We start from the raw sequence: 26340 nt of genomic DNA, 5'->3' as shown, positions 1-26340 counted from the left end.
ACACTCCCCCGGTGTGCACAGGCGCTACGGGTCGGGGTCGAGGGAGCGGGAGGGGACGCCGGACGCCCTGCCCCCACACGAAGGACACCTCATGCTCGACGCCGACGTGACGATCCCCGGCGAGACCCGCTCACGCGTCGCGCTCGCCGACGACTCCCTCGACCTGCTGCGCCGCCTGTGGGTCCAGCACGGGCCGCTCATGTTTCACCAGTCCGGCGGCTGCTGCGACGGGTCGAGCCCCATGTGCTTCCCCGCGGGGGAGCTCCTCACGACTGAGCGCGACGTGCTGCTCGGCCGCTTCGACCTCGCCCCGGACGGGGACGAGGCACAGCCCCTCGAGTTCTGGATGTCGTCCGAGCAGTTCGCCTACTGGTCCCACACCCACCTCACGGTCGACGTCGTGCCCGGCCGCGGCGCCGGCTTCTCCGTTGAGGCTCCCGAGGGCGTGCGCTTCGTCATCCGCTCCCGCCTCATGGACGAGTCGGAGCCGTTCGCCTAGGGAGCGCGGCGCACCGACCCGTGCCTATGCTCGGGGATGGAAACCACCTCGCCCCACGTCGTCGTCCTCGCTCCCGACCCGCTGCTCACCGTGACCGTCGAGGTCTCGACCGAGCTCGACTCGCCCGAGATCCACGTCCACGCCGGCGGGCAGGGGCTGTGGCTCGCGCGCATGGCGCGCTCCCTCGGGGCGACCGTCACGGCGTGCGCCTCCGTCGGCGGGGAGACCGGGACCGTCGTCGCGCACCTCGCCCGCGAGGAGGGCATCGACCTGCGCACGACTCCCGGCCCACCGACCGGCGCGTACGTCCACGACCGACGGGGCGGCGAGCGGCTCGAGCTCGCTCGGCAGCCGTCGCGGACGCTCGACCGCCACGTCGTCGACGACCTCTACGGGACGTTCCTCGTCGCGTCGCTCGACTCCGACGCGTGCGTGCTCACGGGCACGCGGGACCCGACGCTCGCCCCCGACGTCCTCGGACGCCTAGCCCGCGACCTGCGGGCCGCGGACCGCACGGTCGTCGCGGACCTCTCCGGCACGCAGGCCCGCGCCGTGGCCGACGTCGAGGGCATCGTCCTCAAGATGAGCCACGAGGAGCTCGTCGACGGCGGGTTCGCCGCAGACCCGAGCCTTCCCGCGCTCGCCGCCGCCGCACGGGGGCTCGTCGCCGACGGCCTCGGAGCGCTCGTCGTCTCACGGGCGGGCGAGCCCGCGCTCCTCGTCGCCGCCGACACGTCGTTCCTCGTGACGACGCCTCCTATGACGACCGTCGACCACCGGGGCGCAGGCGACTCGATGACGGCCGGGATCGCCGTCGGCCTCGCGCGCGGCGAGCCGCTCGTCGAGGCCGTGCGGCTCGGCGCGGCCGCGGGCGCGCTCAACGTCACCCGCCACGGCCTCGGCACGGGTCGCCGCGAGCAGGTCGAGCGGTGGGCGAGCGAGATCCGCATCGACCCCCTCACCGACTGAACCGGGCATCCGGGCCGACGAACCGGGAGCTGCCACCCTGCGGGATCAGGCCGTCCGGTGCAGGGTGGAGGAAGGACGAGACGAGGAGGTCTCACGTGCGCACGCTCATCACGAACGACGACGGCATCGACTCCCCCGGGCTCACGGTGCTCGCACGCGTCGCGCTCGCCGCCGGTCACGACGTCGTCGTCGCGGCACCGCGACGCGAGTCCTCGGGCGCGAGCGCGTCCCTCATGGGGGCGGAGGACGACGGGCGGCTCGTCGTCGAACGTCGCTCCCCACCGGGGCTCCCCGACGGCGTCGAGTCGTTCGGCGTCCGGGCGACGCCCGCGCTCATCACGATGGTCGCCGCCCACGGCGGCTTCGGGCCCGCGCCCGACCTCGTGCTCTCGGGCGTCAACCGCGGCGCCAACACAGGGCACGCGACCCTGCACTCGGGGACGGTCGGCGCCGCGCACGCCGCGAGCACCCACAAGATCCTCGGCATGGCGGTGTCGCTCAACTCCGCGGACCCGCAGCACTGGGACACCGCCGAGCACTTCACGGCCCGTGTGCTCGCGTGGCTGCTCGAGCACCCCGACCCGAGCGGCGTCGTCAACCTCAACGTGCCCGACCGGCCGCTCGCCGACGTCATCGGGCTGCGTCGTGCACCGCTCGCGAGCTTCGGCATGGTCCACGCTCGCATCCGCGAGCTCGACCAGGGTCACCTCACGCTCACGTACACGGGCACGGACGCGTCGAGCGAGCCCCGCTCGGACGCGGGGCTGCTCTCGCGCGGGTGGGCGACGGTGTCGCTGCTGCGTGCGCCCGTCGCCGACGACGACGCTCCGTTGCCGTCCGACGAGCCCGGGCCGACGCGCAAGGACGCGCCCGTCGACCTCGTCGACGCAGGCGTGCTCACCGGACAGGACCTCCCGGTCGACAGGTGACCGCCCTGGCTGGTCAGCCAAGGCCTGGCGACCTCGGTCCCGCGGTCGCTCCCGGCCGGGCGCGAAAGCTCCTCGGCGCACCGAGCCCCGTCGCATCGAACGTCGTCGACGCGAGCGCCCCTACCGTGCAGGATCCGCCGCTCGACGCGCGGCCCCGTGCGGCCAGCGCAGCACGTCTCCGCCGTCGCCGTCGGCCCCCGCTCCCTCGCTGTAGCCGGTCGTCACCGCGATGAGGTCGCCCGCGATCTCATAGCCATGGGCCCCGGTCTCGACGCGGAGCTGCTCGACAGTCCCGGCCGCCAGATCGACGACGACAACGCGGGCGTCCGGGTCGTCGAACGCGAGGATCCGCCCCTCGCTCATGGCGCTGCCCCACAGCTCGCCGACGATGCGCACCGCCGTGCGTTCGCGGGTGTCGACACCCCAGGTCGTCGACGTCCCGTCCTCACGATCGACGACGGCAACGACGTAGCGGCCGTCCGCGACCAAGACCCACATCCCGAGCGGGCCGCGCAGCAGCGGCTCCCGTCGACCGCCCTCGGTGATGAGCACGATCTCGCACGCCTCGAGGTCGCACCGCGTCTCGACGACGTCGTCGCCGGCCTCGACGTGACGCAGCCCAAGCGCCGGCTCCGCCGGCTCCCCCGTCACCGTGCCGTCCCAGGCGAGGACGCGACCGTCAAGGAGCACCGCTCCCCAGCGTGCGAGCGCAGCCGGCGCATCACCGTCGCTCGCAGCCTTCCGGACCGCCCTTCCCTGCGAGGACCCGTCCGGCGCGAGCACGAGCCGTCGCGGCGCGCCGCCGTCGAGCACCTCGATCCACGCGATGCCACCGTCGACGCGTCGCATCGAGGCGATCGACGTGAGCCGGTCGAGGTCGGTGTCGGGCGGCGGCCGCAGCGTGCGTTCGCCCGTCGCCGTCACCTCGCGCAGCGCGCCGATCGCGGTCCCGCCACCGGTCCCGCCCGCGTCCGCGGCGAGCGTGAGGAACGAGCCGTCCGGGCGCAGGTCGTCGAGCAGGGAGAAGCGGCCGGGCTCCGCGGGGACGTCCCGCACGTGCGTGACGTCCGTGCCGAGCCGCACGCGGGAGGCGGCACCGAGATCGAGCTGCGCACCCTCGACGGGTGTGCCGTCGGCCCATCGGAGCATCGCCTCTGCCGGGGTGCCGCTCGGGGTTGCGCTCGGGCCGTCGCCCGTGGCGCCGGGGGTCGTCGCGCCGTCGCCTGTCGGTCCGGGCGTGCCCGACGGATCTGTCGCGCGGTCCACCGTCGACGACGGCGCGTCCGCGGTCGGCGGCGACGCCGGGTCTGCGGGGCCCTGCCCCGTGCACGCAGCGAGCACGACGCAGGCCGCCGCACCCCACAACACCGTTGTCCGTCGCACAGCGCCCCCGCTCCCTGGCCACCCTCTCTAGAAGGAGAGTAGCGCGCCCTGTCCGCCCAGGAAGCGACTTTCGTCCGGGACGGTCCTCAGCAGAGAACCTGGAGCCCGTGCTCCCAGATCGCGTCGACGATGCGCGCGAGACTGCGCTCCTCGAGCTGGGCCGACGGCGCGAACACCCAGCCGCGCAGGCGGTGCGCCAGATCGCTCACCGACGCGCGAACGCCCAGGTCAGCCCAGCAGGTGCGGCGCGTGCTCCCTCACCGCGGACAGCACCTCCGCGTACGCGCCGTCCTCGACCTGCGCCTCGGGCGCGAACGCCCAGCCGCGCCGTCGCGCCGCCGGATCCGTGGCAACCTGCCGTGCCCAGCGGGCCGGCGCACGCGACGCGAGCGCCGCGACGTCGTCGACGTACACGTGGAGGATCCGCACCGACCGCACGCCGAGCCACGCCTGGAAGCGCGGCACGACGCCGGACGCCTCGTCGTCGACGACTCGCACGCCCGTCACCTGCTCCCACGGCACGAACCCGAAGCGCGGAAGCACGAGCCCGTCGGCCCGCACCGCGAGCGCGAACCCCTCGTCGAGTCCCCACACGTCCCCGGCGCGCACGACGACCGCGGCAGCCGCGACCGCAGCCGGCGCAAGCAGCACGACCGTGAGGACCGCCGGCACCCGCAGCTGCTCGACAACGAGCCCGACGACCAGCACGGCCAGGACGACCCCGACGACGAGCAGGGCCCGCGCGCGGAACCGCAGCACGGACCGCTCGCGGTACCAGACGTGCACCGCGCCCTCGAGGAGCGCGAGGTCGACGGCCGCCGAGTGACGAGGATGATCAGGCATCAGTAGTCGGTCCCCATGAGTCGTCGGACGTCGGCGAGCGTCGCGTCCGCGAGCTCGTTCGCGCGCGCGTTGCCGCGGCGCAGGATCTCGAGCACGTCGTCGCCCGACGACGCCGCGGCGGCACGCCGCTCCCGCAGGGGGCGGAGGTGCTCGACGAGCGCCTCCGTGAGCTCACGCTTGAGGACGCCCGCGCCGCCGTCGCCGATGCGCTCGGCGGCCGCGGCCGCGTCCTCGCCCGTCGCGAGCGCCAGCAGGTCGAGGAGGTTCGCGACCTCCGGACGCCTCGCGGGGTCGTACGTGATGCGTCGCTCCGTGTCGGTCTTCGCACGCTTGACCCAGCGCGCCGTCTCGTCCTCCGTCGCCGAGAGCATGAGCGCGTTGCCGCGCGACTTGCTCATCTTCGTGCCGTCCGTGCCGAGCACGGTCGGCGACGGGGCGAGCAGCGCGGCGGGCTCGGGGAAGTACGGCGCGTCCGGCGAGTACCGCTGGTTGAAGCGGCGGGCGACGACGCGCGTCATCTCGAGGTGCGGCAGTTGGTCCTGCCCGACGGGCACGACGTTGCCGTGGCAGAAGAGGATGTCCGCCGCCTGGTGCACGGGGTACGTGAGCATGAGGCCGCTCATCGCACGGCCGCCCGTCGCGGCCGTCTCCGCCTTGACCGTCGGGTTGCGGTCGAGCTCCGCGACGGAGACGAGCGAGAGGAACGGCAGGAGCAGCTGGTTGAGCGCGGGGACCGACGAGTGCGTGAAGATCGTCGCCTTCTCGACGTCGATGCCGACGGCGACGTAGTCGAGGAGGATCTCGCGGATCGTCGCGCGCAGGTCGCCGATCTCGTCACGGTCCGTGATGACCTGGTAGTCCGCGAGGATGAGCATGAGCTCGACCCCCGCCTCCTGCAGACGCACCCGGTTGGCGAGCGTGCCGACGAGGTGGCCGAGGTGCAGCGGCCCCGTCGGGCGCTCACCCGTGAGGACGCGGAACTGGCCGGGGTTCTGGGCGATCTGCTGCTCGAGGCGGGCGCTGCGGGCGCGCGCAGCGTCGAGGGTCGCGGTCTCGGACATGGTGCATCTCCAGGATTCTCGAGGGAGCGTCCCGTCGCACCGGTCGTCTGCCGAGGCTGCACGGGGCAGCTCGGTGGACACGTCGGGTCACGGCTGCAGCTGCAGCCACCACCACGCGTGCGAAGTCATGGGGCAAGGCTACCCCTGCGCCGGATGTCGGTGGCTCGTCGGAGAATGACGGCATGTACGTCGTCGTCGTCCCCATGCCCGGGGGCCGCACCGCGCTCACGACCGTGAGCGCGGACGGTCCGCCGCGCATCCTGCGCACGGTCGACGACGACGCGCTCGCAGCGAGCGTCGTCGAGCTCGAGCGCACGCTCCACCCACGATGGACCTGGGCGGACACCGAGCACGCCTACCCGCCGCTGCTCGCGGCCGGCGTGCGCGTCGACCGCTGCCACGACCTGCGCCTGTGCAGAGCCATCCTCCGGCACAGCCTGTGGACAGCCATGTCGGTGCTCGGCCGCAGCGCCCCCGACGCGTGGGACGCACCACGCCGCCCTGCCCCCGCACCGGGCGCCCCCGCGACCGCCGAGCCGCTCTTCGAGCTCGGCCGCGCAGCCCCTCCGCCCGACCCTGTCGTCGAGCTCCGTGCCCAGCTCATGGCGCTGCAGACCGCGGGACGTCACGCCGCACGACTCGGTACGTTGCTCGCCGCCGAGTCCGTCGGCGCGCTCGTCGCCGCCGAGATGCACGCCGCCGGCCTGCCCTGGCGCGCCGACGTCCACGACCAGATCCTCGCGCGCGAGCTCGGCGCCCGCGTGCCCGACGGCTACCGGCCCGCCCTCATGGAGGCCAAGGCCGCCGAGGTCCGCGACGCGCTCGGCGTCGGCCCCGTCAACCCCGACTCCCCCGTCGACCTCCTCGCCGCGCTGCGCCGCGCGGGCCTGCCCGTCACCTCGACGTCGAAGTGGGAGCTGCAGGCGGTCGCGCATCCCGTCGTCGCGCCCCTGCTCGAGTACAAGACGATGTCACGCCTGTTCACCGCGAACGGCTGGACGTGGCTCGACACCTGGGTGCACGACGGCCGGTTCCGACCCGTCTACGTCGTCGGCGGCGTCGTCACGGGCCGCTGGGCGTCCGACGGCGGCGGCGCCCTCCAGCTCCCGCACGTCGTGCGCGACGCGGTGCGCGCCGACGACGGGTGGCGTTTCGTCGTCGCCGACGCGGCCCAGCTCGAGCCCCGCGTGCTCGCCGCGATGAGCGGCGACGGCGCGATGGCGCGTGCGGGCCGCGCGACGGACATGTACGAGGGCATCGTCGCCTCGGGCGCCGTCGTCGACCGGCAGCACGCGAAGTACGGGATGCTCGGCGCGATGTACGGCGGCACGCAGGGTGTCTCCGGGCAGGTGCTGCCGCAGCTCCGACGCGCGTTCCCCGCCGCGATCGGCCTCGTCGAGCGCGCCGCGGAGGCCGGGGAGCGCGGCGAGCAGGTCATGACGTGGCTCGGGCGGACGTCGCCGCTGCCGGAGTCCGGTGGCGTCAGCCCTGGTGGCGGCGCGTGGGGACGTCCCGGGACCGGATCACAGGACGACGGCGGCGGGGCCGGTGCGGGGCTCGCGGGGCCGCCCGGCGAGGGCGGCGGTGAGGGCCCCTCCGACGAACGCGCGGTCGAGCGCGCCGAACGGTCCTCGGCCTCCGCGAGCCAGTCGCGCGCCCGAGCCTGGGGACGGTTCACCCGGAACTTCATCGTTCAGGGGACCGCCGCCGAGTGGGCCCTGTGCTGGATGGCCGTGCTCCGGCAACGGCTCCACGCGCTCGCGGTCGCGGACACCGAGTCGTCCGACGCAGGGTCGTCCGACGCAGGACCGTCGGACGCAGGACCGTCGGACGCAGGACCATTGGGCGCGGGATCGCCCGACACGGGATCGCCCGACACGGGCGACGACGCCTCCCGAGGCATCCTCGGGGCGACCGCCGGGCCGCACCTCGTCTTCTTCCTCCACGACGAGGTCGTCATCCACACGCCCGCGCATCTCGCGGACGAGGTCGTACGGATCGTCGAGGAGTCGGCGGTCGAGGCTGGGCGCATCCTCTTCGGCCCCGCGGGCGAGAACGGCGTGGAGTTCCGCCTCAGCGTCGCCGCGGTGACGAGCTACGCGGACGCGAAGTAGCCCCCGCGGGACCCGCCCGCGACGGGGCCCAGCGTGCCGTCACCTAGTCCCGTGTGCCGTCACCTAGTCCTGTCGACGCGAGGTAGTCGCTGCGGCGCACTATCTCGCGTCGAGAGGACTAGGTCGGCGCGACGGGCCGTCCGGCTGCCGTCGAGAGGACCAGGTCGGCGCGACGGGCCGACGGTGGGACACGACCGCAGACGTCACCGCGGACGCACCGCGCTTCGGAGCCGCTGCAGCGGGTGCCCGCCCGCGAACGTCGTCAGCTACGGGGACGCGAAGTAGCCTCCGTGCGCAGGGTGGGCGTCAGCGACGCGCGAGATCGAGGACCGGACCCGGAGCGACGCCCCGCGTCGCGTCGCGTCGTCCGCGCGACGCGACGCGCGCGAGCCAGGCCTCGCGCCGTGCGGGCGTCGAGGTCTTGACGACGGTGAGCCGGTCGACGCCGACGGTCCGGACGCCCGTGTACCAGAAGGTCGCGCGGCTCAGCTGGGTGACGGCCGAGTCGCGGTAGACGAGCTGGTTCCACCAGCGCGGGGAGTCCATCGTCATGACGATCCGCGCGGTGCGGCCGCGCAGAAGCTTCTCGGGGAGCGCGGCGCCGCCTCCCCGGTAGGCCACGCCGGAGAGCACGACGCGGTCGGCCCACGCCTTGAGGACGGCGGGCGGCCCGCCCCACCACATCGGGAAGAGGACCACGACGTGCTCGGCCTCCTCGAGCGCGTCGACCATCGCGGCGACGCCCGGCTCGAGATGGTCGGTCGCGCCGTCGGGCGCACGGAGCGCGGCGCGTGCGGGTGGATCGTGGGGCAGGTCCGCCGTCGCGAGCTCGAGCACCGTGACGCGGTCCTCACCCCCGGCCCGCAGACCGGCGACGTAGGCGTCGGCGAGGGCGCGGGTGAACGAGCCGGGCAGGGGGTGTCCGACGACGACGAGCGTGCGGGGCATCAGGGCTCCTAGGGGGCGAGCGCGGCGATGGCCGCGGTGAGTGCGGCGTGGAGGGCGGGGAGGTCGAGGCGGCCGGCGAGGTCGCCGGCGAGCCAGGCGTCGAGCCTCGCGGTCGCGTCGGCGACGACCGCGGCGCCCGTGACGGTGAGCGCGAGCCGGACGCGGCGCGCGTGGCGGGGGTCGGCGGAGGTGAGGACGAGGCCCTGCTCGACGAGCGTGGGCACGCGCTTGGAGACGGCTGCGCGGGTGACGCCGAGGCAGTCGGCGAGGGTCGTGAGGTCGCGGACCCACGGGCCCGTCGGGGCGAGGTCCGTGGGATCGGTGGCGCCGTCGAGGGCTGCGGTCCGCTGCGCGTCGGCCAGGATCGAGAGGAAGGTCACAGTGGCGAGGGAGTGCCCGGAGGAGGCGCGCAGAAGCCGCTCGGAGCCGGCGTCGACGGCCGCGAGGAGCTCGTGGAGGGCGACGACGACCCGGCCGGACTCGGTCATGGAGGGGCTGGTCACAGCAGATATCGGACCATCCGTGCACGCAAGTTGTCAACTGGTTGACACACTGTCGCCTCGACGGCCATCGGCGGCGCGCGGCGACCCGGGGACACGGGGACACGGGGGTGGTGAAACATCCCAGGACTTCTGGCCCAGGTCAAGGAAAACGATATCGATTTTCCTAGTAGAGCCACAAGCACCCCGCACAACAGTCAAGGAACCACCATGACCTTGCTCGCCACGCCACCGCTCCACGCCCCGCCTACCCCCGTCTCGACCGGTCACCTCCCCGACCACGGGACCGTTGCCGCCGTCCTCGCCGACGCGTATCAGCGTCACGTCGACACGACGGCCGGCACCGTCGCCGACTACATCCCCGCCCTCGCCACCGCCGACCCCGACGCCTTCGGGCTCGCGCTCGCAGGCGTCGACGGCCACGTCACCGCCGTCGGCCACGCCTACGAGACCTTCTCCATCCAGTCCGTCTCCAAGGCCTTCGTCTACGCCCTCGCCTGCGAGACCCACGGGCACCGCGCCGTCCGCGACCTCATCGGCGTCAACGCCACCGGCCTCGGCTTCTCCTCCGTCATGGCCATCGAGCTCCACGACGGCCACCCGATGAACCCGCTCGTCAACGCGGGCGCCCTCGCCACCACCGCGCTCATGCCCGGCGCGAGCCCCGTCGCCCGCTGGCTCGCCCTGCAGAACGGCCTCGCCGCCTTCGCCGGGCGCCCCCTCGCCCTCGACATCGACGTGTACGAGTCCGAGGCCGCGACCAACCAGCGCAACCGCGCGCTCGCCCACCTCCTCGCCTCCTACGGCCACCTCGACGCCGACCCCGAGGAGACCCTCGACCTCTACACCAAGCAGTGCTCGATCCTCGTCACCGCCCGCGACCTCGCCGTCATGGGCGCAACCCTCGCCGACGGCGGCGTCAACCCCGTGACCGGCCAGCAGGTCGTCCACCCCGCCGTCGCCCGCGACACCCTTGCCGTCCTCGCCTCTGCAGGCATGTACGAGCACTCGGGCGAGTGGCTCTTCGAGATCGGCCTGCCCGCCAAGTCCGGCGTCTCCGGCGCCGTCCTGTCCGTCGCGCCCGGCAAGGGCGCCCTCGCCGCCTGGTCACCACCCCTCGACCATGTCGGCACGTCCGTCCGCGCGCGCCGCGCGACCGAGCACGTCACCCGCCCCCTCGGCCTCGACATCTTCGCGTCCGCCCCCTGCACCCCGGAGGCCCACCGATGAGCACGACCACCCCCACCGTGCCCACACCCACGGTCCCAGCACCGCCCGACGAACGACGCTCGTGGCGCCCCATGATCGCCCTGGCCCTCGGCCAGGTCCTCATGTCCTTCAACGTCGCCGCCCTGCCCGTCTCCCTCGGCGGCATGGTCTCCGAGTTCGGCGCACCGCCGACGACCGTCGCGATGGGCGTCGTCATGTATGGCCTCGCTGTCGCCGCGCTCGTCATGGCCGGCGCCAAGATCGGCCAGCGCGTCGGCTGGCTGCGCATGTTCCGCATCGCCGTCGCCGTGTTTGCCGTCGCCCAGGCTGCGATGCTCCTCGCGCCGACGATCACCTGGGTCATCGCCGCCCAGACCCTTGCCGGCGCGACCGCCGCGATCATCGTCCCGGCCCTCGTCGCGCTCATCGCCGAGAACTACCGCGGCCGCCAGCAGGCCACCGCGATCGGCTCGCTCGGTTCCGCCCGCGCCGCCTCCGGCGTCACCGCGTTCTTCGTCGGAGGCCTGCTCGGCACGCTCGTCGGCTGGCGTCCCGTCTTCGGGATCCTCCTCGTCCTCGCCGTCGTCGTCCTCGTCATGTCGAAGGACTTGCGCGCCGACCGCGGCGACCGCACCGTGAAGATCGATCTCGTCGGCGCCGTCCTCGTCGGGTCCGCCGTCGTGGGTCTCACGCTCGGCGTCAACAACCTCAACGCCTGGGGCATCCTCAAGGTCGCCGAGAGCGCCCCCTTCAGCATCGTCGGGCTCTCCCCCGCGATCGGTCTCGTCGTCGTCGGCGTCGTCCTCCTGCAGGCCTTCGTCGTCTGGACCCGGCGCCGCACCGCCCGGGGCGAGGTTCCCCTCCTCGACCTGCACGTCCTGCGCTCGGGCCGCGAGCGCGCAGCCATGTACGCGATGTTCGTCATCGTCGCGCTCGAGGCCGCGCTGAACTTCACCGTGCCGCTCTACACGCAGATCGTCCAGGGACGCACACCGTTCGACACCGCGCTCGCGATGATGCCGTTCAACCTCACGGTCTTCGTCGCCGCGCTCCTCGTCGTGAAGTTCTACACGCGCCACAACCCGCGCCAGATCGCCGTGTTCGGCTTCACGCTCTCGACCGTCGCGCTCGTGTGGCTCTCGGTCGTCGTGACGAACAACTGGGAGACCTTCCCGACGATCCTCGGCCTCGTCGTCTTCGGCATCGGGCAGGGAGCACTCGTCACGCTCGTCTTCAACGTCCTCGTCACGGCCTCGCCCAAGGAGCTCGCGGGCGACGTCGGCTCGCTGCGCGGCACGACGCAGAACCTCGCGTCCGCCGTCGGCACCGCGCTCGCCAGCGCGATCCTCGTCGCGCTCCTCGGCATGGGCGTCACCCGGGCGGTCGCCGACCACCCCGTCCTGCCCGACTCGATCGTCGCGGAGGCAGGGCTCGACTCGCTCGACTTCGTCTCGAACGCCGAGCTCGAGCAGGTCCTCACGGACGCCGGGCTCGACCCCGACCAGGTCGTCGTGACGGTCGACACCGTCGCCGACGCACGCCTCGGAGCGCTGCGCTCAGGCCTGCTCGTCCTCGCCGGGTTCTCGGCCCTCGCGATCTTCCCGGCCTCGCGGCTGCCGCGCTACCGCCCGCACGAGATCCCCGACCCCTGCCCGAGCGAGGGCTGAGGTCGCACGACGCCCGGCCGACGCGGGGGCGAACGCCCCCGCGGACCGTCCGGGACCACCTCCGACCGTCGTCACGGCAGTCGGAACCCGGTCCGCGCCACGGCGCAGGACCGTCCGCCCGACATGCGTGGACCACGCCGGGTGGACGCCGGACGCGGCGTGGCAGGCCGCGACGGCACCGCGCGGTGCCGGGCAAGGGGGCCCGGCACCGTGCGTCACAGACCTTCCGGCTCAGAACGCGCCGTGCTCCGCGAGCGCGTCGATGGCCGCGAGCTCCTCGGACGTGAGCGGAGGTGCCGCGAGCGCCCCGACGTTGTCCTCGAGCTGCGCGACCGAGCTCGCGCCGATGATCGCCGACGTCACCCGTCGGTCCCGCAGCACCCACGCGAGCGCGAGCTGCGCGACCGACTGCCCGCGCGCCTCGGCGATCTCCGCAAGGCCGCGGATCCGGCGCACGTAGTCGTCCGTCAGGCGCTCCGGCCGCAGGAAGTGGGCGACCGCCGCGCGCGACCCCTCGGGCACGCCCTCGAGGTACCGCCCCGTGAGCAGGCCCTGGTGCAGCGGCGAGAAGACAACGGTGCCCATGCCGAGCTCGTCGACGACGTCGAGCAGGCTGCGACCCACGGGGGCGGGCGCGAAGAGCGCACCGTCGCGCACCGCGTCGGCGTCCTGCGTCGAGCCCGCGTCAGGGAGCTCGACGTGACGGTTGACGATCGAGTAGCTCGGCTGGTGGACGAGCAGCGGCGTGCCCATCTCCGCGAGCACGCGATGTGCCTCGAGGGTCTGCGCCGGGGTGTAGTTCGAGAGGCCGACGTAGGTCGCACGCCCCGAGGTCACGGCGGTGTGGAGCGCGCTCATGGTCTCGGCGACGGGCACCGACGGGTCGGGGCGGTGGGAGTAGAAGATGTCGACGTGGTCGAGGCCCATGCGGGCGAGCGAGCGGTCGAGGCTGCCGAGCAGGTACTTGCGCGACCCACCGTCGCCGTACGGCCCCGGCCACATGTCGTAGCCGGCCTTCGTCGTCACGACGATCTCGTCCCGGTACGGCGTGAGGTCCTTCGCATAGATGCGCCCGAAGTTCTCCTCCGCGGAGCCGTACGGCGGGCCGTAGTTGTTCGCGAGGTCGAAGTGCGTGATGCCGAGGTCGAACGCGCGCCGCACGACCGCGCGCTGCTCGTCGAACGGCTTGGTGTCACCGAAGTTGTGCCACAGTCCGAGCGAGAGCGCGGGGAGGTCGAGGCCCGAGCGGCCGCAGCGGCGGTAGGTGGCGTGCTCGTAACGGGTGGGGTCAGCGATCCAGGACGACGTCGTCATGACCCTGACACTAGCCCCGGCCACCGACACTCCCGCGACGCGTGGGACGATAGGGCGTGCCCGTCATCGCCTTCTTCGAGCCCCGCATCCCCCAGAACACCGGCAACGCGATCCGCCTCGCGGCCGTGACCGGCGCCGAGCTCCACCTCGTCGAGCCCCTCGGCTTCGACCTCTCCGAGCCCAAGCTGCGCCGCGCCGGCCTCGACTACCACGACCTCGCGCTCGTCACGGTCCACCAGGACCTCGAGACCGCGATCGCCGCCTGGGGCGACGCCCGGATCCTCGCGTTCACGACGCACACGACCGACCGGTACAGCGACGTCGCCTACCGCGACGACGACGTCCTGCTCTTCGGCCCCGAGCCGACCGGGCTGCCGCCCGAGGTCCTCGCGCACCCCCGCATCAGCGCGCAGGTCCGCATCCCCATGCTGCCGCAACGCCGCTCGCTCAACATCACGAGCTCCGCGTCCATCGCGATCTACGAGGCGTGGCGCCAGCTCGGCTTCCCGGGAGGCGAGTGATGACGACGCTCCTGCTCGTCCGCCACGGCCAGACCGTATGGCACGAGGGTCCGCGCTACGCGGGCTCCTCCGACGTCGCGCTCACCGACCTCGGCCGCGCCCAGGCGCAGCAGCTCGCGGCGTGGGCGCCGTCGGCCGGGCTCGACGCGATCGTGTCGTCGCAGCTCACGCGTGCCGTCGAGACCGCCCGGCCCGCGGCCGACGCGTGCGGGCTCGACCTGCGCGTCGACGCGCGGCTCGCCGAGGTCGACTTCGGTGTCGCCGAGGGGCGCACCCGCGCGGAGATGGCGGTCGACATGCAGGCCGAGCTCGCCGCGCACCTCGCCGACCCCATGCAGCGCGGGTTCCCGGGCGGGGAGAGCGGGCTCGAGGTCGTCGGGCGCGCGGCCGCCGCGTTCCGTGACGTCTGCGCGGCGCACCCGGACGGACGCGTGCTCGTCGTCGGGCACTCAACGACGACGCGGCTCGTGCTGTGCGTCCTGCTCGGCATCGACCCGGCGACGTTCCGGACGGTCATGCCGTACCTCGGCAACGGCACTGTGACGACGCTCGACCTGGCCGACGACGGCACCGCGGCGCTGCACGGCTACAACGTCCCGCTGGGCGCGCTCCCGATCTGACCACCTCGCGCGACTCGTAGGTGTGGAGCACCGTCGGACGGTGCTCAGGACCTACGAGTCGACGACGCGACGCTTCGAGCCGGAAGGACGGCGTCGGCGGCTGGGCGTCCGCTCAACGGGAGCGGGCGTCGACGTAGGTGACTCCCGCGATCGAGCCCGAGAGACTCCGGTGGTCCTTCGTCGTCAGCACGCCGAGGACCGACACGATCGCGAGCAGCGCCGCGACGAGCTCGAAGGGCGCGGTCGCGACCCAGCCGGGCAGGTGGGGATCGTCGGGCAGCGCAGGCAGCACGAGGAGCACACCCCACAGCCCGCCCGGCAGGAACGACCGCACCGCACGACGTCCGAACGAGGGCCTCGCACCGTCGCGCACCGGCACGAGCCACAGCGCACGCTGCCCGAGCGACGCACCCGAGCCGAGCACCGGCAGGACGAAGACGAGAAGGAACGGCACTGCCGAACCTGCGAGCCACTCGCCCCACGTCGGGTCGCCGAGTTCCCGGCCCGTCACCGCCAGACCCAGCCGCCACGCGAGCGACCCGAGCGCCGCGAGCCCCGAGAACAGCAGCGCATCGAGCAGCATCGAGCCCCACCGCCGCCGCGCACGTACCGGCCGCGGCAGACCGCGCTCACGCGCGAGATCGCGCGACTGCGGCATCCAGTGGAGCAGCAGCGGCGCGAGGACTGCGCCGAGGAACGCGCCGACGGTGTTCGTCAGCAGGTCGTCGACGTCCCCGACGCGGTACGAGCAGCCGACGAGCCCGAAGATGCCCGTGTACTGGGTCGTCTCGATCGCGAGCGACACGAGCAGGCCCGAGAGTGTCGCCGTGAGGATGCCGCGCCCGAGGAACCGGCGCCACAGCACGCCCCACGGCACGAAGAGCGCGACGTTGAGGACCACCTGGAGGACGGTCGTGTGCAGGACCGTCGCACGCAGTCCGAGGCCCGCCGTGTCGCGGCGGATGTCGTCGACGAACTGGAGGAGGTGCGTCTGCGCGCCGTCGACGCCGTACTCCGCGCACCACCTCGCGAGGTCGCCCGACGGGATCGGCAGCAGCGTGTACGCGGCGAGGCTCACGCCGTAGACGGCGACGGCCGCGGCGCCGAGGAAGCGGCGCACGCTGAGGCGTCCGTAGCGGCGCGACTGCCAGATCGTGAGCGGGATGAGCAGCCCGGCGAAGAGCAAGGTGCCGAAGAGCACTCCGATGTATGCCGGCCAGGTCCACGCTCCCATGCGTCGATCCTCGCACCCGACGGGCGGCGTCCGCGTCGGCCCGCCGGACCACGGACGTCGGCCGGCTGTCCGACCCCGGTCGGACCGCGCTCCGGGTCAGAACCAGGCGCCGCCGTTGACGTGGGTCATCGTGCCCGTGACGAACGACGCCGCGGGCGAGACGAGCCAGCGCACGGCTGCCGCGACGTCGTCGGGGTGCCCGGCGCGGCCGAGCGGGATACCCTCGACGGTCGCGGCCCGCTTGGCGGGCGTCGAGAACGTCTCGTGGAACGGCGTGTCCGTGATGTACCCGGGCGCGACGAGGTTGACGGTCGTGCCGCGCGGTGCGAGCTCCCGCGCGAGTCCGCGCGTGAGGCCCTCGAGCGCGGTCTTCGACGCTGCGTACGCCGCCGAGCCCGTCGAGCCGCCGGTCTCCCCCGCGATCGAGCCGAGCATGACGATCCGCCCGCCGTCGGGCATCGTCGTCATGATCTCGCGCGTCACGAGGAACGCCGAGGTGACGTTGGCGTCGAGGACGGTGCGCCAGTGCTCGAGGCTCATGTCGCCGATCGCGACGCGGCCGACGAGCCCGCCCGCGTTGTTGACGAGCGTGTCGACGGGCCCGTCGAGGGCGTCGGCCGCGCGGGCGACGACGTCGCGCACCGCGTCCTCGTCGGTCGCGTCGAGCGCGAACGCGGCGGACCTGCGGCCCAGCTCCCGGATCTCGTCGGCGACGACCTCGCCGTCGTGCGTCCGGAACGTCACGGCGACGTCCGCGCCCGCGCGGGCGAGCGCCAGCGCGACGGTCCGGCCGATGCCGGTGCCGCCGCCCGTGACGAGGGCGCGCCGCCCGCCGAGCTCGAAGGAGAGGTGGCCGTCGGATCCGGGCGTCGTCGTCATGCCTCCACGCTAGCCAGTGTGCAGGGGTGCTACGAGCCGGGGAGGAGGGGTGCGGGAACGACGACGGCGCCCCCGCGCGTACTCGGGGGGCGCCGTCCGGGCCGAACGGTCTCGGGTCCGTCGGCCACGGGAGGGGCCGTGTCAGCGGCCCGACGTTCCGGCCTCGCCATGACCACCACAGCGAGGCCGCTCCTCCTGCCGGGTGCGCGCCCGGCAGGAGGGGTCCTGCCGGGCGTGAGACCGCCGTCGGCAGGGGTGCCGTCCCGGCGGGGCCGGGACGAGGTCGTGTCAGCGGTCGACGCGCGCGGATCCGCCGCCTGCGAGCTTGAGGATCTCGGCCTTGGTGACCATGGTCGTGTCGCCCGGGGTCGTCATGGCGAGGGCGCCGTGCGCGGCACCGTACTCGACGGCCGTCTGCAGCGGCTGGCCGTCGAGCATGCCGTAGACGAGGCCCGACGCGAACGAGTCGCCGCCGCCGACGCGGTCGAAGATCTCGAGGTGCTCGCGCATCGTCGCGTGGACGATGCCCGTGTCGCGGGACCAGGCGAGCGCGCCCCAGTCGTTGTCGGACGCGGAGTGGACGGTGCGCAGCGTGTTGCCGACGACCTTGAAGTTCGGGAACGCCGCGGCCGCGGTCTCGACCATCTTCGCGAAGGAGTCGACCTCGATCTCGGAGATGTTCTCGTCGACGCCCTCGATCTCGAAGCCGAGGGAGGCGGTGAAGTCCTCCTCGTTGCCGATCATCACGTCGACGTGCTTGGCGATCTCGCGGTTGACCTCGCGCGCCTTGTCGATGCCGCCGATGGACTTCCACAGCGACGGGCGGTAGTTGAGGTCGTAGGAGATGACCGTGCCGTGCTTCTTCGCGGCCGTGACGGCGGCGATGACGGTCTGCGCGGACGTCTCGGAGAGCGCGGCGTAGATACCGCCCGTGTGGAGCCAGCGAACACCGAGCTCACCGAAGAGGTGGTCCCAGTCGACGTCGTCGGGGCCGAGCTGGCTCGCGGCGGTGAGGCCGCGGTCGGAGACGCCGACGGCGCCGCGGACGCCGAAGCCGCGCTCGGTGAAGTTCAGGCCGTTGCGGACGGTGCGGCCGATGCCGTCATAGTCGCGCCACTGGATGAACTGCGTGTCGACGCCGCCCTGGAGGATGAGGTCCTCGACGAGCCGGCCGACCTCGTTGTCCGCGAGCGCGGTGACGACCGCGGTGCGCAGGCCGAAGGCGCGGCGCAGGCCACGGGTGACGTTGTACTCGCCGCCGCCCTCCCAGGCGGCGAACTGGCGGGTCGTGCGGATGCGGCCGGCGCCGGGGTCGAGGCGGAGCATGACCTCGCCGAGGGAGACGGCGTCGTAGCGGCACTCGGACGCCGGGCGGATGTTCAGCGCGGCGATCTCGGGGGGAAGGGTGGACATCGGTGTCACTCTTTCGTCGGGTGCGTGCGTGTGGGTGGGCGTCAGGCGGCGGCGAGGGCGACGGCCTCGGCCGTGAGGCGCGCGACCTCGTCGAACTTGCCGGCGCGGACGAGGTCGGCGGGGACCATCCACGAGCCGCCGACGGCGGCGACGGCGGGGATCGAGAGGTAGTCGGCGAGGTTCGCGGGACCGATGCCGCCCGTGGGGACGAAGCGCACGCCGCCGAAGGGCGCGGCGAGCGCCTTGATGGCGGGGGCGCCGCCCGAGGTGCCGGCGGGGAAGAACTTCACGGTGGTGAGGCCGAGCTCGAGGGCGGCCTGGATCTCGGTCGCGGTGACGGCGCCGGGCAGGGCGAGGATGCCGTGCTCCTGGCAGCGCTCGACGACGGCGCGGGAGAGGCCGGGGCTCACGACGTACGAGGCGCCGGCGGCGACGGCGGTGTCGACCTGCGCGGGGGTGAGGACGGTTCCCGCGCCGAGGACGATGTCGCCGCGGTCGGCCATCGCGCGGATCGAGTCCGCGGCGGCGGCGGTGCGGAAGGTGACCTCGGCGACCGGGAGGCCGCCGGCGACGAGCGCTGCGGCGAGCGGGTCGGCGTGGGCTGCGTCGTCGAGGACGACGACGGGCACGAGGCGGCCGGCGCTCAGGGTGTCGAGAACCTGCTGGGGCGTGGGGGAGGTCATGTCCCGTCCTTCCGGCAACGGCTTCGTTGCCATTTCGCTCTCCGAAACGGAGGTGTCGCTGAATGAAACAAGGGTGACATGGAACGACCCCGGGAGCAAGCCCTCCCGGGGTCGTCCACGTCACCCTGTCAGTCAGGGGATCGGTCGTTCACGCCGTCGGCGCCACCAGACGCGCGATGGTCGTCAGCGCCCCGAGGCCGAAGTCCTCCTCGACGACCTCGTCGTCGCCCTCGACCGGCTCGCCGTCCTCGACGACGTCGACGTCGCCGTCGACGACCTCGATCCCGTCGTCGGTCGCGCCGTCGGTCGCGTCGTCAGCGGTCTCACCGTCGGCGGCGACGTCGCCGCCCCCGGCCTCGCCGCCGGTGACGTCCGACGCCTCGCCATCGGGGACGACCGGAGTCTCGACCGCGCCGCCGAACGCGATGACACCCGGACGCAGGAGCAGCAGCTGGGACTCGGACGCGCCGAGCGAGAAGACCTTGCCCGTCGGGCGGTGGACGACGAGCTGCTCGCCGAGCGCGCTGTCGAGGTCGCCGACCCACACGGCCGCCCACTCCTTCGTCAGCGCGACGACCTGGAGGTCGGCCACGCCGTCGGACTGCAGCACGATGTCACGGCCCTCGCCACGCAGGACGGCCTGGGCGACCACCGCACCGTCGGCGGAGAGCGTCTCGACGACGCCGCCCGCGCCGCAGAACAGCCACGCGTCCTCACCGTCGGTCGTAGCGACCGGCGCGAGCACCGCGCCGAGCGCCCCCTCGGCCGTCACGGTGCGTCGCTCGAAGTTCTCCTCGACGAGGACCTGCACCGTCGCGGGCGAGCCCTCGAGGCAGTCGTCTCGCGTGAGCCCGCCGGCCTCGGTCGCGACGGCCAGGACGTCCGTGCTCGCGTCGAGCGCGCGGGCGAACACCGACGACGTCGCGAGCGGCCCCTCCTCGCCGGCGAGCGGAAGCTCCTCCCCTTCGAGCGGGAGCTCCTCGCCGTCGTCCGTCGCCGTCCCGCCGCCTGTGCCACCCTCCGTGCCGGCGGGCGCGTCCTCGACCGGGACGGCCCCCTCCCACACTGCGAGGTCGCCGACGATGAGCACCCGGCCGCCGTTCGTGCCGGGGGCGAAGCCGCCACCGTCCTTGCCGTCGGCAAGGACGTGGGTCTTCTTCGACGCGCGGTCGAACGCGAAGACGTACGGGACAGCGTCGTCCGGGCCGACGCCCTCCTCGGTCTCGATGCTCCAGGTCACCCACTTCTCGGTGACGTCGCCGGGCAGGACGAAGGAGCCGTCCTCGACGTCCGCGGTGACGACCCAGTCGATCTCGCCAGTCGTCGGGTCGAGCACGCCGACCGAGTCGTCGACGCGGCCGTCGCTCGAACCGGCCATGAGAATCGACCCGTCGTCGAGCATGACCGGCGAGTACGCCGTGTCGAGGTCCTCGCCGAGGATCTCGAGGATGCCGGCCTCACGGGCGTCGGGGAACGAGCCCTTCGCGACGTCGATCGTCAGCGGCTCGGGCGCCTCCTGCTTGCTCGACGTGCAGCCCACGAGCGCAAGGGCTGCGACCGTCGCACCCGCGCCGAGGGCGAGCAGGCGCACGCGCCGGGCAGGGACTGTGGGGCGGTGTGCGGCGGGCATGCGGGCTCCGAGGTCGAGGCGTCGGCGGATCGCGCCGAACATACCAGCCGCGCCTGGGAGAATGCGGGCAGCTCAGCCCGCGAGCGCGACCCCCGCGGGCAGAAGCGGCGGGAGGACCCGGGACATCTCTGCGAAGAGCTCGGCAGCACGCTCGTCGCCCATGCGGGCGGCGGGTGCGGTGACGCTCACGGCCGCGACGGGCGTGCCCGCGCGGACGAGCGCGACGGCGACGCACGCGATGTCTGGCTCGTTCTCGCGGTCCTCGACCGCGTAGCCCCGGGCGCGTGCGCCGCGCACCTCGGACCAGGCGCGCTCGGCGACGCTCTCGTGCCCGACGGCGTACGCGCCGAACGCGTCGCGGTCGACGCCGCGGGCGGCGAGCAGCGCACGCCCGAGCGCGGTCGTCACGGCGGGGTTGCGGCGACCGATCGCGGAGACGACGCGGACGGAGCGCTCGGGCTCGACCTTGTCGAGGTAGACGATGCTCGTCCCGACGAGCACCCCGAGGTGGACGAGCTCGCCCGCTGCGCGGGACAGCGCGAGCAGCGCGGGGTGAAGGAGGCCGGGCAGGTTGTCCTCGCGGAGGAAGGCGTCGCCGAGGCCGACGGCCGCGGCGCCGAGCGCGTAGGTGCCCGACGACGGGTCCTGGTCGGCGAAGCCGCGGTGGCGCAGCGCGGCGAGCGCGCGGTGCGCGGTCGTCTTGTTGAGGCCCGTGCCCGCGGCGAGGTCTGCGAGGGTGAGCCCGCCCGGGCCGGCGCTCGCGAGCGTCTCGAGGAGGACGAGGGCGCGGTCGATGGCCTCGACGGGCGGGGCGGCCGCGGGGGTGTCGGGCACGGTCTCTCCAGGGGTGTCGGGCTGCTGACGGGCGGGCGCCCCCACGATACGCGGGGACGCCCGTGCGGGGTCAGCGGCCCGTGCCGAACGCCTGCCGCGGCGCGAGGTCGTAGACGTCGGGGTTGACGGTCGTGGCGGGGCGGCGACCGTGGGCGACGTCGATGATCGCCTCGATCGCGGAGGTGGCGACGCCGTCGACGAAGTCGCGCGTCCAGAACAGCGCGTGCGGGGTGACGAGGACGTTCTCCATGGTGAGCAGGGGGTCGTCGGCGGCGGGCGGCTCGGGGTCGAGGACGTCGAGGCCGGCGGCGGAGACGTGTCCGGTGGCGAGGGCGGCGCGCAGGGCGTCGTGGTCGACGAGGCCGCCGCGGGAGACGTTGGTGAGGGTGACACCGGGCTTCGTGCGGGCGAGGAGACTCGCGTCGACCATGCGGTGCGAGCCCTCGGTGAGGGCGGCGAGGAGGACGAGGTGGTCGGCCTCGGCGAGCAGGTCGTCGAGCTCGACGAGCTCGGCGTCGAGCACGCTCGCGGCGTCCGCGAGCGCAGGCACGTCGTGGACGAGGAGTCGTGCGCCGAAGGGCGCGAGGAGGCGCGCGAGCTCCTGCCCGGCGCGTCCGAAGCCGACGATGCCGACAGTCGCGCCGTCGAGGCCGCGGCCGATGTAGCGGCCACGCTCGTCCCAGCGTCCGCCGCGGGCGGCGAAGAGGTTCTGCGGGAGGTTGTGGGCGACGGCGAGGAGCATGGTCATCGCGGAGGCGGCCAGGGGCTTGGTCGTCGCGCCCGGCGTCGTCGTGAGGACGACGCCCTCGGCGGCGACGGCGGCGGGGTCGATGCCGTCGAAGCCTGCGCCGAAGCGGGCGAGGTGCTTGAGGCGGGGGCTTGCGGCGAGGAGCTCGCGGGGCCAGCCCCAGTGTCCGAAGGAGAGGACGGCGTCGAGGCCGTCGAGGTGGGCGGGCGTGGCCTCGTGCCCGTCGACCGGGGGCATGGTGCGCCAGGTGAGGCCTGCGGCCTCGAGCCGTTCGAGGCCGACGTCGCCGAAGATCGTGCGTCCGTCCGCGTCGGCGTTGTCCGACGTGAGTCCGACGACGTAGTCCTGTGCCATCCCGTGCCTCCTCGCGCGGTCCGCTGCCCGGAACGTCCAGGGCGGTGAGCGGAACATGGGCGAGCCTACGCGAGAAGTCATCAGATCTATAGACCCTCTCCACGCCGGAACGCCGCATCACGGCGAGCCTCTTCCCTTAATCATCAGATGATTGCTACGCTCGCCTCAGCCCACTTCACCGACGAAGGACACCCCATGGCTCGCATCACCGACGTCGAGGTCCACGACGTCCGCTTCCCCACCTCCCTCACCGCCGACGGCTCCGACGCCATGAACAAGGACGGCGACTACTCCGCCGCCTACGTCGTCCTGCGCACCGACGGCACCGACGCCGCCGGCAACCCCCTCGCCGGCTACGGCCTCACCTTCACGACCGGCCGCGGCAACGACATCGTCGCCTCCGCCGCACGACAGCAGGCCGCGCACCTCCTCGGCCGCGACGTCGCCGAGATGGTCGCCGACATGGGCGGCACCTACCGCTACCTCACGTCCGACGCCCAGATGCGCTGGCTCGGCCCGGAGAAGGGCGTCGTCCACCTCTCCCTCTCCGCCGTCATGAACGCCGCATGGGACCTCGCCGGCCGCCTCGCCGGCAAGCCCGTCTGGCGCCTCCTCGCCGACATGACCCCCGAGCAGCTCGTCGACATCGCCGACATGCGCTACCTCTCCGACGCCCTCACGCGCGAGGAGGCCATCGAGCTCCTCCGCGCCCAGGAGTCCGGCAAGGCCGAGCGCATCGCCCACCTCGAGGAGGTCGGCTACCCCTGCTACACGACGTCCGCGGGCTGGCTCGGCTACTCCGACGAGAAGATGGCCCGCCTCGCCCAGGAGGCCGTCGACGAGGGCTACCAGCACGTCAAGCTCAAGTGCGGCCTCGACCTCGAGCACGACATCCGCCGCGCCCGCATCGCCCGCGAGATCCTCGGCCCCGACCGCCACCTCATGATCGACGCCAACCAGGTGTGGGACGTCCAGCAGTCGATCGACTGGGTCAACGCCATGCAGGAGCTCGACCTCCTGTGGATCGAGGAGCCCACGAGCCCCGACGACGTCCTCGGCCACGCCGCCATCAAGAAGGGCGTCGGCCCCGTCGGCGTCGCCACCGGCGAGCACTGCCACAACCGCGTGATGTTCAAGCAGTTCTTCCAGGCCGACGCGATCGACTTCGTCCAGCTCGACGCAGGCCGCCTCGCCTCGATGAACGAGATCGTCGCCGTCATGCTCCTCGCCGCGAAGTTCGGCAAGCCCGTCTGCCCGCACGCGGGCGGGGTCGGCCTGTGCGAGATGGTCCAGCACGCCTCGATGCTCGACTACGTCGCGATCTCCGGCTCCATGGAGGGGCGCGTCACCGAGTTCGTCGACCACCTGCACGAGCACTTCACCGACCCCGTCGTCGTCGAGCGGGCCCGCTACCGCCTGCCGTCGAAGCCCGGCTACTCGACCGAGATGTACCCCGCGTCGGTCGCCGACTACAGCTACCCCGACGGCACGTACTGGAGCGAGCGTCACGCCGACGCCGCGCGCGCCGCGGTCGCGGCGGGCACCGCCGCAGAGTCCGTCGCGGCGACGCTCGTCGACTGACCCGCACGACCCGCCGACGGATCCCTGCCGTCGGCTCCCCCGCCGCCGTCCCTGCGCACGGTGGCCCCGCGCCGTCGGCCACGGTCCGTCCACCGTGGCCGGCGGCGCACCCGTTCCCGTGCCCGTGCCCGGACGGCCCACCCCGGAGAGGAGCCCGTCGTGGATGATCGACCCATGTCACGCACCGACCGCGTCGTCGACTCGATCACGCGCATGATCCTCGACGGCGAGCTCTCCGCGGGTGACCGCCTGCCCGTCGAGGCCGAGCTCGCCGATCGCCTCGAGGTCTCGCGCGGGTCGCTGCGCGAGGGCGTGCGCGCGCTCGCGGTCCTCGGCGTGCTTGACGTCCGGCAGGGCGACGGCACCTACGTCTCGAGCCTCGCACCCGAGCGGCTGCTCGGACCCGTCGGGCTGCTCGTCGCGCTCCAGGGCGCGGGGCACGCGCGCGACACCCACGCGGTGCGGCGCCTGCTCGAGGGTGAGGCCGCCGCAGCGGCCGCGCGCAGGTCCGACGACGACGCCGCGGCGGCCGCGCAGGCGGCGCTCTCACGCGCCGCCGAGGCCCTGGCCGACGACGACCACGAGGCGTTCCTCGACGCCGACATGGCGTTCCACGGGGCGCTCGCACGCTGGTCGGGCAACCCCGTGCTCTCTGCCCTGCTCGACGCCCTCGCGGGCCGCACGACGCGCCACCGCAGGTGGCGCGGCCAGGCGGTGCCGGATGCCGACGCGCGGGCGCACGCGTGGCACGGGTCGGTCTTCGACGCGGTGTCGCGAGGGAACCAGGACGAGGCCCGCACCCTCACCCAGGCCCACCTCCTGGAGACGGAGCGCGAGCTCCCCGCGCACCCCGACACTGCGCCGACGCGCTGCGACGACTGACGAAGCCCGGCGCCGGGGAGAGCCGGAGCGGACCACAGGACCATCAGCCCGTGGTCGACGAGCACGGTGCACCACTACTCTGAAGCCACTTCAGCACAAAGGAGTGGCAATGCATCACTCTGCGCGAATGATCGCTCGCGGCACTCGCCGCCCGCTCGTCACGACGAAGGGATCCGTCTCGTGACCTGTGGGCGAGACGCACGCCCCTCGCGGGCGGCGGCGGTCGTCGCTCTCGCGCTCGGTGCCCTCGCCGCGTGCACAGGCACTCCGCCAGACGTCACCCCCGGGCATGGTCCGACCACCGTCGAACCGTCACGCACCCTGTCCTCGCCGCCGACGACCCCCGCGCCCGAGGTATCTGGTTCAGCGCAGGGGATCCTGCGTCCCGACGGAACTCCCGTGACACTCAAGAGGGTCGACGTCGCCGACGCCCGGACGCCGACCATCGGCGAGGTCGAGCTCGTCGAGACGATGGAAAGAGACGGCACGTACGTCGACCTCAAGTCCCTCGGCAGCGACGGGACGCATGTCGTCGCGCTGCATGACGCACGCGCTGCGGGAAGCGCGGCCACCACACTCGCGCGGTGGACCCGCGGGACCGTCACCCCCCTCGACAACGCGCTGAGCACTGGCGGAGCGTGGACGTCGGCCACGGCACACACCGAGGGCGACATCGTCTGGGCCGAGGACACCGCCGAGGACTACTTCGCCAATGCATGGCGGATCTTCGCATCGCCCTTCCCGAAGGGCTGGTCCCCACGACTCCTCGCAGACTCCGCGGGGGTCGTTCCTGAGGGCGCACCCGCTGCCGTCGGGACCGCGGTCCCCGTGATCTCCGCAGAGCGGGTCTGGTGGCACGCCGCGTACGAGCGCGAGGACGGGCAGCTCCGGACTCGCGTCGTCTCCGTCCCTCTCGCGGGAGGTGACCTCCGTGAGGAGCTCGTCCAGGCAGCGCTCCCGACCGCTGTCGACGGCGGTGTCGTCGTTGCTGTCATGGCAGATGTCACGGCGGACGACGGATCGCGTCAGCATCCACGCGCCGTGACGGGGCTCGCCAAGATCGACGCCTCCGGCGGCGTCTCCGAGATCGTGCGTTTCGATCCCGTCGGCGGTGACGACAGGCTCATCCATCCCGTGCTCGGCGCGGCGCAGTCGCTCGTCGTCGGGCTCGCGGACCGGCTGACAGTGATTCCTGTCGACGGCACCGGCCCCGGTCTCGAGATCCAGGGCCCCGAGGGCACGACGCTCGCGGGAGTTGCGGCGTGCGGCAACGTCGCGACGTGGACCTACACCACGGACGCATCGTCGGTGAGCACGGACCAGTACCTTCTCGATCTCGTGACGCACGACCTCGTCCGTGTGCCCGTCGAGCACGGCAACTCGCGCTCCCACTGCGCCGGAGACCTTGTCGCGTGGGACGAGTTCCCACGCGGCGCGGATCTCGACGACGTCGACACGCGGACCGTGACGAAGGTGTTCCGTTGGACACCATCACCGTCCGCCCGCGCCCGCTGAGCGGGCGCGG

Annotated in this window: 25 protein-coding genes; 11 read left to right on the top strand and 14 right to left on the bottom strand. The window is 73.4% G+C overall.

Going from position 1 to position 26340, the window contains the following annotated elements; translation table 11 throughout:
* Positions 1-91: 91 nt before the first annotated feature.
* The 3 genes from G7063_RS02075 (at position 92) to surE (ending at position 2397) form a co-directional block, all read left to right on the top strand.
* A complete protein-coding gene (locus G7063_RS02075; RefSeq protein ID WP_166412868.1) occupies positions 92-499 on the top strand; it encodes a DUF779 domain-containing protein in 408 nt (135 codons plus the stop codon).
* Between the two features lie 36 nt (positions 500-535).
* Positions 536-1468 (top strand): PfkB family carbohydrate kinase, encoded by a 933-nt coding sequence (locus G7063_RS02070; protein ID WP_166412867.1) that lies wholly within the window; start codon positions 536-538, stop codon positions 1466-1468.
* A 95-nt stretch (positions 1469-1563) separates the two neighbouring features.
* A complete protein-coding gene (surE, locus tag G7063_RS02065) occupies positions 1564-2397 on the top strand; it encodes a 5'/3'-nucleotidase SurE (RefSeq protein WP_166412866.1) in 834 nt (277 codons plus the stop codon).
* 120 nt (positions 2398-2517) lie between these two features.
* On the opposite strand, the gene G7063_RS02060 is transcribed toward surE, so the two are convergent.
* The 4 genes from G7063_RS02060 to trpS all read right to left on the bottom strand — a co-directional run bounded on the left by G7063_RS02060 (position 2518) and on the right by trpS (position 5684).
* Positions 2518-3780 carry a hypothetical protein gene (locus G7063_RS02060; protein WP_166412865.1) on the bottom strand — a complete coding sequence of 421 codons (1263 nt, stop codon included), beginning with the start codon at positions 3778-3780 and terminating at the stop codon, positions 2518-2520.
* An 86-nt stretch (positions 3781-3866) separates the two neighbouring features.
* Positions 3867-3989: a hypothetical protein gene (locus tag G7063_RS15390; protein ID WP_255454228.1), complete on the bottom strand. Its 123-nt coding sequence runs from the start codon at positions 3987-3989 to the stop codon at positions 3867-3869.
* A 19-nt stretch (positions 3990-4008) separates the two neighbouring features.
* Positions 4009-4623 carry a hypothetical protein gene (locus tag G7063_RS02055; protein ID WP_166412864.1) on the bottom strand — a complete coding sequence of 205 codons (615 nt, stop codon included), beginning with the start codon at positions 4621-4623 and terminating at the stop codon, positions 4009-4011.
* The gene (gene trpS, locus G7063_RS02050; RefSeq protein WP_166412863.1) at positions 4623-5684 is read right to left on the bottom strand and encodes a tryptophan--tRNA ligase; all 1062 of its coding nucleotides are present in this window, start codon (positions 5682-5684) and stop codon (positions 4623-4625) included. Before trpS ends, G7063_RS02055 begins: the two co-directional genes overlap by 1 nt.
* Before the next feature lie 182 nt (positions 5685-5866).
* Between trpS and G7063_RS02045 the strand changes: the two genes are divergently transcribed.
* A complete protein-coding gene (locus G7063_RS02045; RefSeq protein WP_166412862.1) occupies positions 5867-7798 on the top strand; it encodes a bifunctional 3'-5' exonuclease/DNA polymerase in 1932 nt (643 codons plus the stop codon).
* A 306-nt stretch (positions 7799-8104) separates the two neighbouring features.
* Here G7063_RS02045 and G7063_RS02040 read toward each other — a convergent pair whose 3' ends face one another.
* Both G7063_RS02040 and G7063_RS02035 read right to left on the bottom strand, forming a co-directional pair.
* Complete coding sequence (locus G7063_RS02040) at positions 8105-8746, bottom strand: NAD(P)H-dependent oxidoreductase (RefSeq protein WP_166412861.1); 642 nt, start codon at positions 8744-8746, stop codon at positions 8105-8107.
* 8 nt (positions 8747-8754) lie between these two features.
* Positions 8755-9249, bottom strand: coding sequence for a MarR family winged helix-turn-helix transcriptional regulator (locus G7063_RS02035; protein WP_166412860.1), 495 nt, complete (start codon positions 9247-9249; stop codon positions 8755-8757).
* 207 nt (positions 9250-9456) lie between these two features.
* Between G7063_RS02035 and glsA the strand changes: the two genes are divergently transcribed.
* Both glsA and G7063_RS02025 read left to right on the top strand, forming a co-directional pair.
* Entirely contained in the window at positions 9457-10476 is a 1020-nt protein-coding gene (gene glsA / locus G7063_RS02030; RefSeq protein ID WP_166412859.1) for a glutaminase A, read from the top strand.
* A complete protein-coding gene (locus G7063_RS02025; RefSeq protein WP_240916157.1) occupies positions 10473-12122 on the top strand; it encodes an MFS transporter in 1650 nt (549 codons plus the stop codon). Before glsA ends, G7063_RS02025 begins: the two co-directional genes overlap by 4 nt.
* Before the next feature lie 231 nt (positions 12123-12353).
* On the opposite strand, the gene G7063_RS02020 is transcribed toward G7063_RS02025, so the two are convergent.
* Positions 12354-13436 carry an aldo/keto reductase gene (locus tag G7063_RS02020; protein WP_166412858.1) on the bottom strand — a complete coding sequence of 361 codons (1083 nt, stop codon included), beginning with the start codon at positions 13434-13436 and terminating at the stop codon, positions 12354-12356.
* 56 nt (positions 13437-13492) lie between these two features.
* Here G7063_RS02020 and G7063_RS02015 point away from each other — a divergent pair, with 56 nt between their 5' ends.
* Both G7063_RS02015 and G7063_RS02010 read left to right on the top strand, forming a co-directional pair.
* Positions 13493-13957 carry a tRNA (cytidine(34)-2'-O)-methyltransferase gene (locus tag G7063_RS02015; RefSeq protein WP_166412857.1) on the top strand — a complete coding sequence of 155 codons (465 nt, stop codon included), beginning with the start codon at positions 13493-13495 and terminating at the stop codon, positions 13955-13957.
* Complete coding sequence (locus tag G7063_RS02010) at positions 13957-14577, top strand: histidine phosphatase family protein (RefSeq protein ID WP_166412856.1); 621 nt, start codon at positions 13957-13959, stop codon at positions 14575-14577. Before G7063_RS02015 ends, G7063_RS02010 begins: the two co-directional genes overlap by 1 nt.
* A 112-nt stretch (positions 14578-14689) precedes the next feature.
* Here G7063_RS02010 and G7063_RS02005 read toward each other — a convergent pair whose 3' ends face one another.
* From G7063_RS02005 to G7063_RS01975, 7 genes are all read right to left on the bottom strand, one after another.
* Positions 14690-15811: a VanZ family protein gene (locus G7063_RS02005; protein WP_166412855.1), complete on the bottom strand. Its 1122-nt coding sequence runs from the start codon at positions 15809-15811 to the stop codon at positions 14690-14692.
* A 96-nt stretch (positions 15812-15907) separates the two neighbouring features.
* Entirely contained in the window at positions 15908-16690 is a 783-nt protein-coding gene (locus tag G7063_RS02000; RefSeq protein ID WP_166412854.1) for an SDR family NAD(P)-dependent oxidoreductase, read from the bottom strand.
* A gap of 288 nt (positions 16691-16978) precedes the next feature.
* Positions 16979-18103, bottom strand: a complete 1125-nt coding sequence (locus G7063_RS01995; RefSeq protein WP_166412853.1) for a sugar kinase — start codon at positions 18101-18103, stop codon at positions 16979-16981.
* Between the two features lie 41 nt (positions 18104-18144).
* Positions 18145-18786, bottom strand: coding sequence for a bifunctional 4-hydroxy-2-oxoglutarate aldolase/2-dehydro-3-deoxy-phosphogluconate aldolase (gene eda / locus G7063_RS01990; protein ID WP_166412852.1), 642 nt, complete (start codon positions 18784-18786; stop codon positions 18145-18147).
* 148 nt (positions 18787-18934) lie between these two features.
* Entirely contained in the window at positions 18935-20416 is a 1482-nt protein-coding gene (locus G7063_RS01985; RefSeq protein WP_166412851.1) for a hypothetical protein, read from the bottom strand.
* Between the two features lie 72 nt (positions 20417-20488).
* Positions 20489-21250, bottom strand: coding sequence for an IclR family transcriptional regulator (locus tag G7063_RS01980; RefSeq protein ID WP_166412850.1), 762 nt, complete (start codon positions 21248-21250; stop codon positions 20489-20491).
* 70 nt (positions 21251-21320) lie between these two features.
* Positions 21321-22352 carry a 2-hydroxyacid dehydrogenase gene (locus G7063_RS01975; protein WP_166412849.1) on the bottom strand — a complete coding sequence of 344 codons (1032 nt, stop codon included), beginning with the start codon at positions 22350-22352 and terminating at the stop codon, positions 21321-21323.
* 195 nt (positions 22353-22547) lie between these two features.
* Between G7063_RS01975 and G7063_RS01970 the strand changes: the two genes are divergently transcribed.
* The 3 genes from G7063_RS01970 (at position 22548) to G7063_RS01960 (ending at position 26330) form a co-directional block, all read left to right on the top strand.
* On the top strand, positions 22548-23933 hold the full coding sequence (locus G7063_RS01970; RefSeq protein WP_166412848.1) for an enolase C-terminal domain-like protein: 1386 nt from the start codon (positions 22548-22550) through the stop codon (positions 23931-23933).
* Between the two features lie 174 nt (positions 23934-24107).
* Complete coding sequence (locus G7063_RS01965; protein ID WP_166412847.1) at positions 24108-24815, top strand: FadR/GntR family transcriptional regulator; 708 nt, start codon at positions 24108-24110, stop codon at positions 24813-24815.
* A 399-nt stretch (positions 24816-25214) separates the two neighbouring features.
* Positions 25215-26330, top strand: coding sequence for a hypothetical protein (locus G7063_RS01960; RefSeq protein ID WP_166412846.1), 1116 nt, complete (start codon positions 25215-25217; stop codon positions 26328-26330).
* The last annotated feature ends 10 nt before the right edge of the window (positions 26331-26340 follow it).

The organism is Sanguibacter sp. HDW7 (assembly GCF_011300875.1).
Taxonomy (GTDB): Bacteria; Actinomycetota; Actinomycetes; order Actinomycetales; family Cellulomonadaceae; genus Flavimobilis.
Note: the sequence above shows the minus strand (reverse complement) of the source record. Positions and strands in the feature narration are given on the sequence as shown.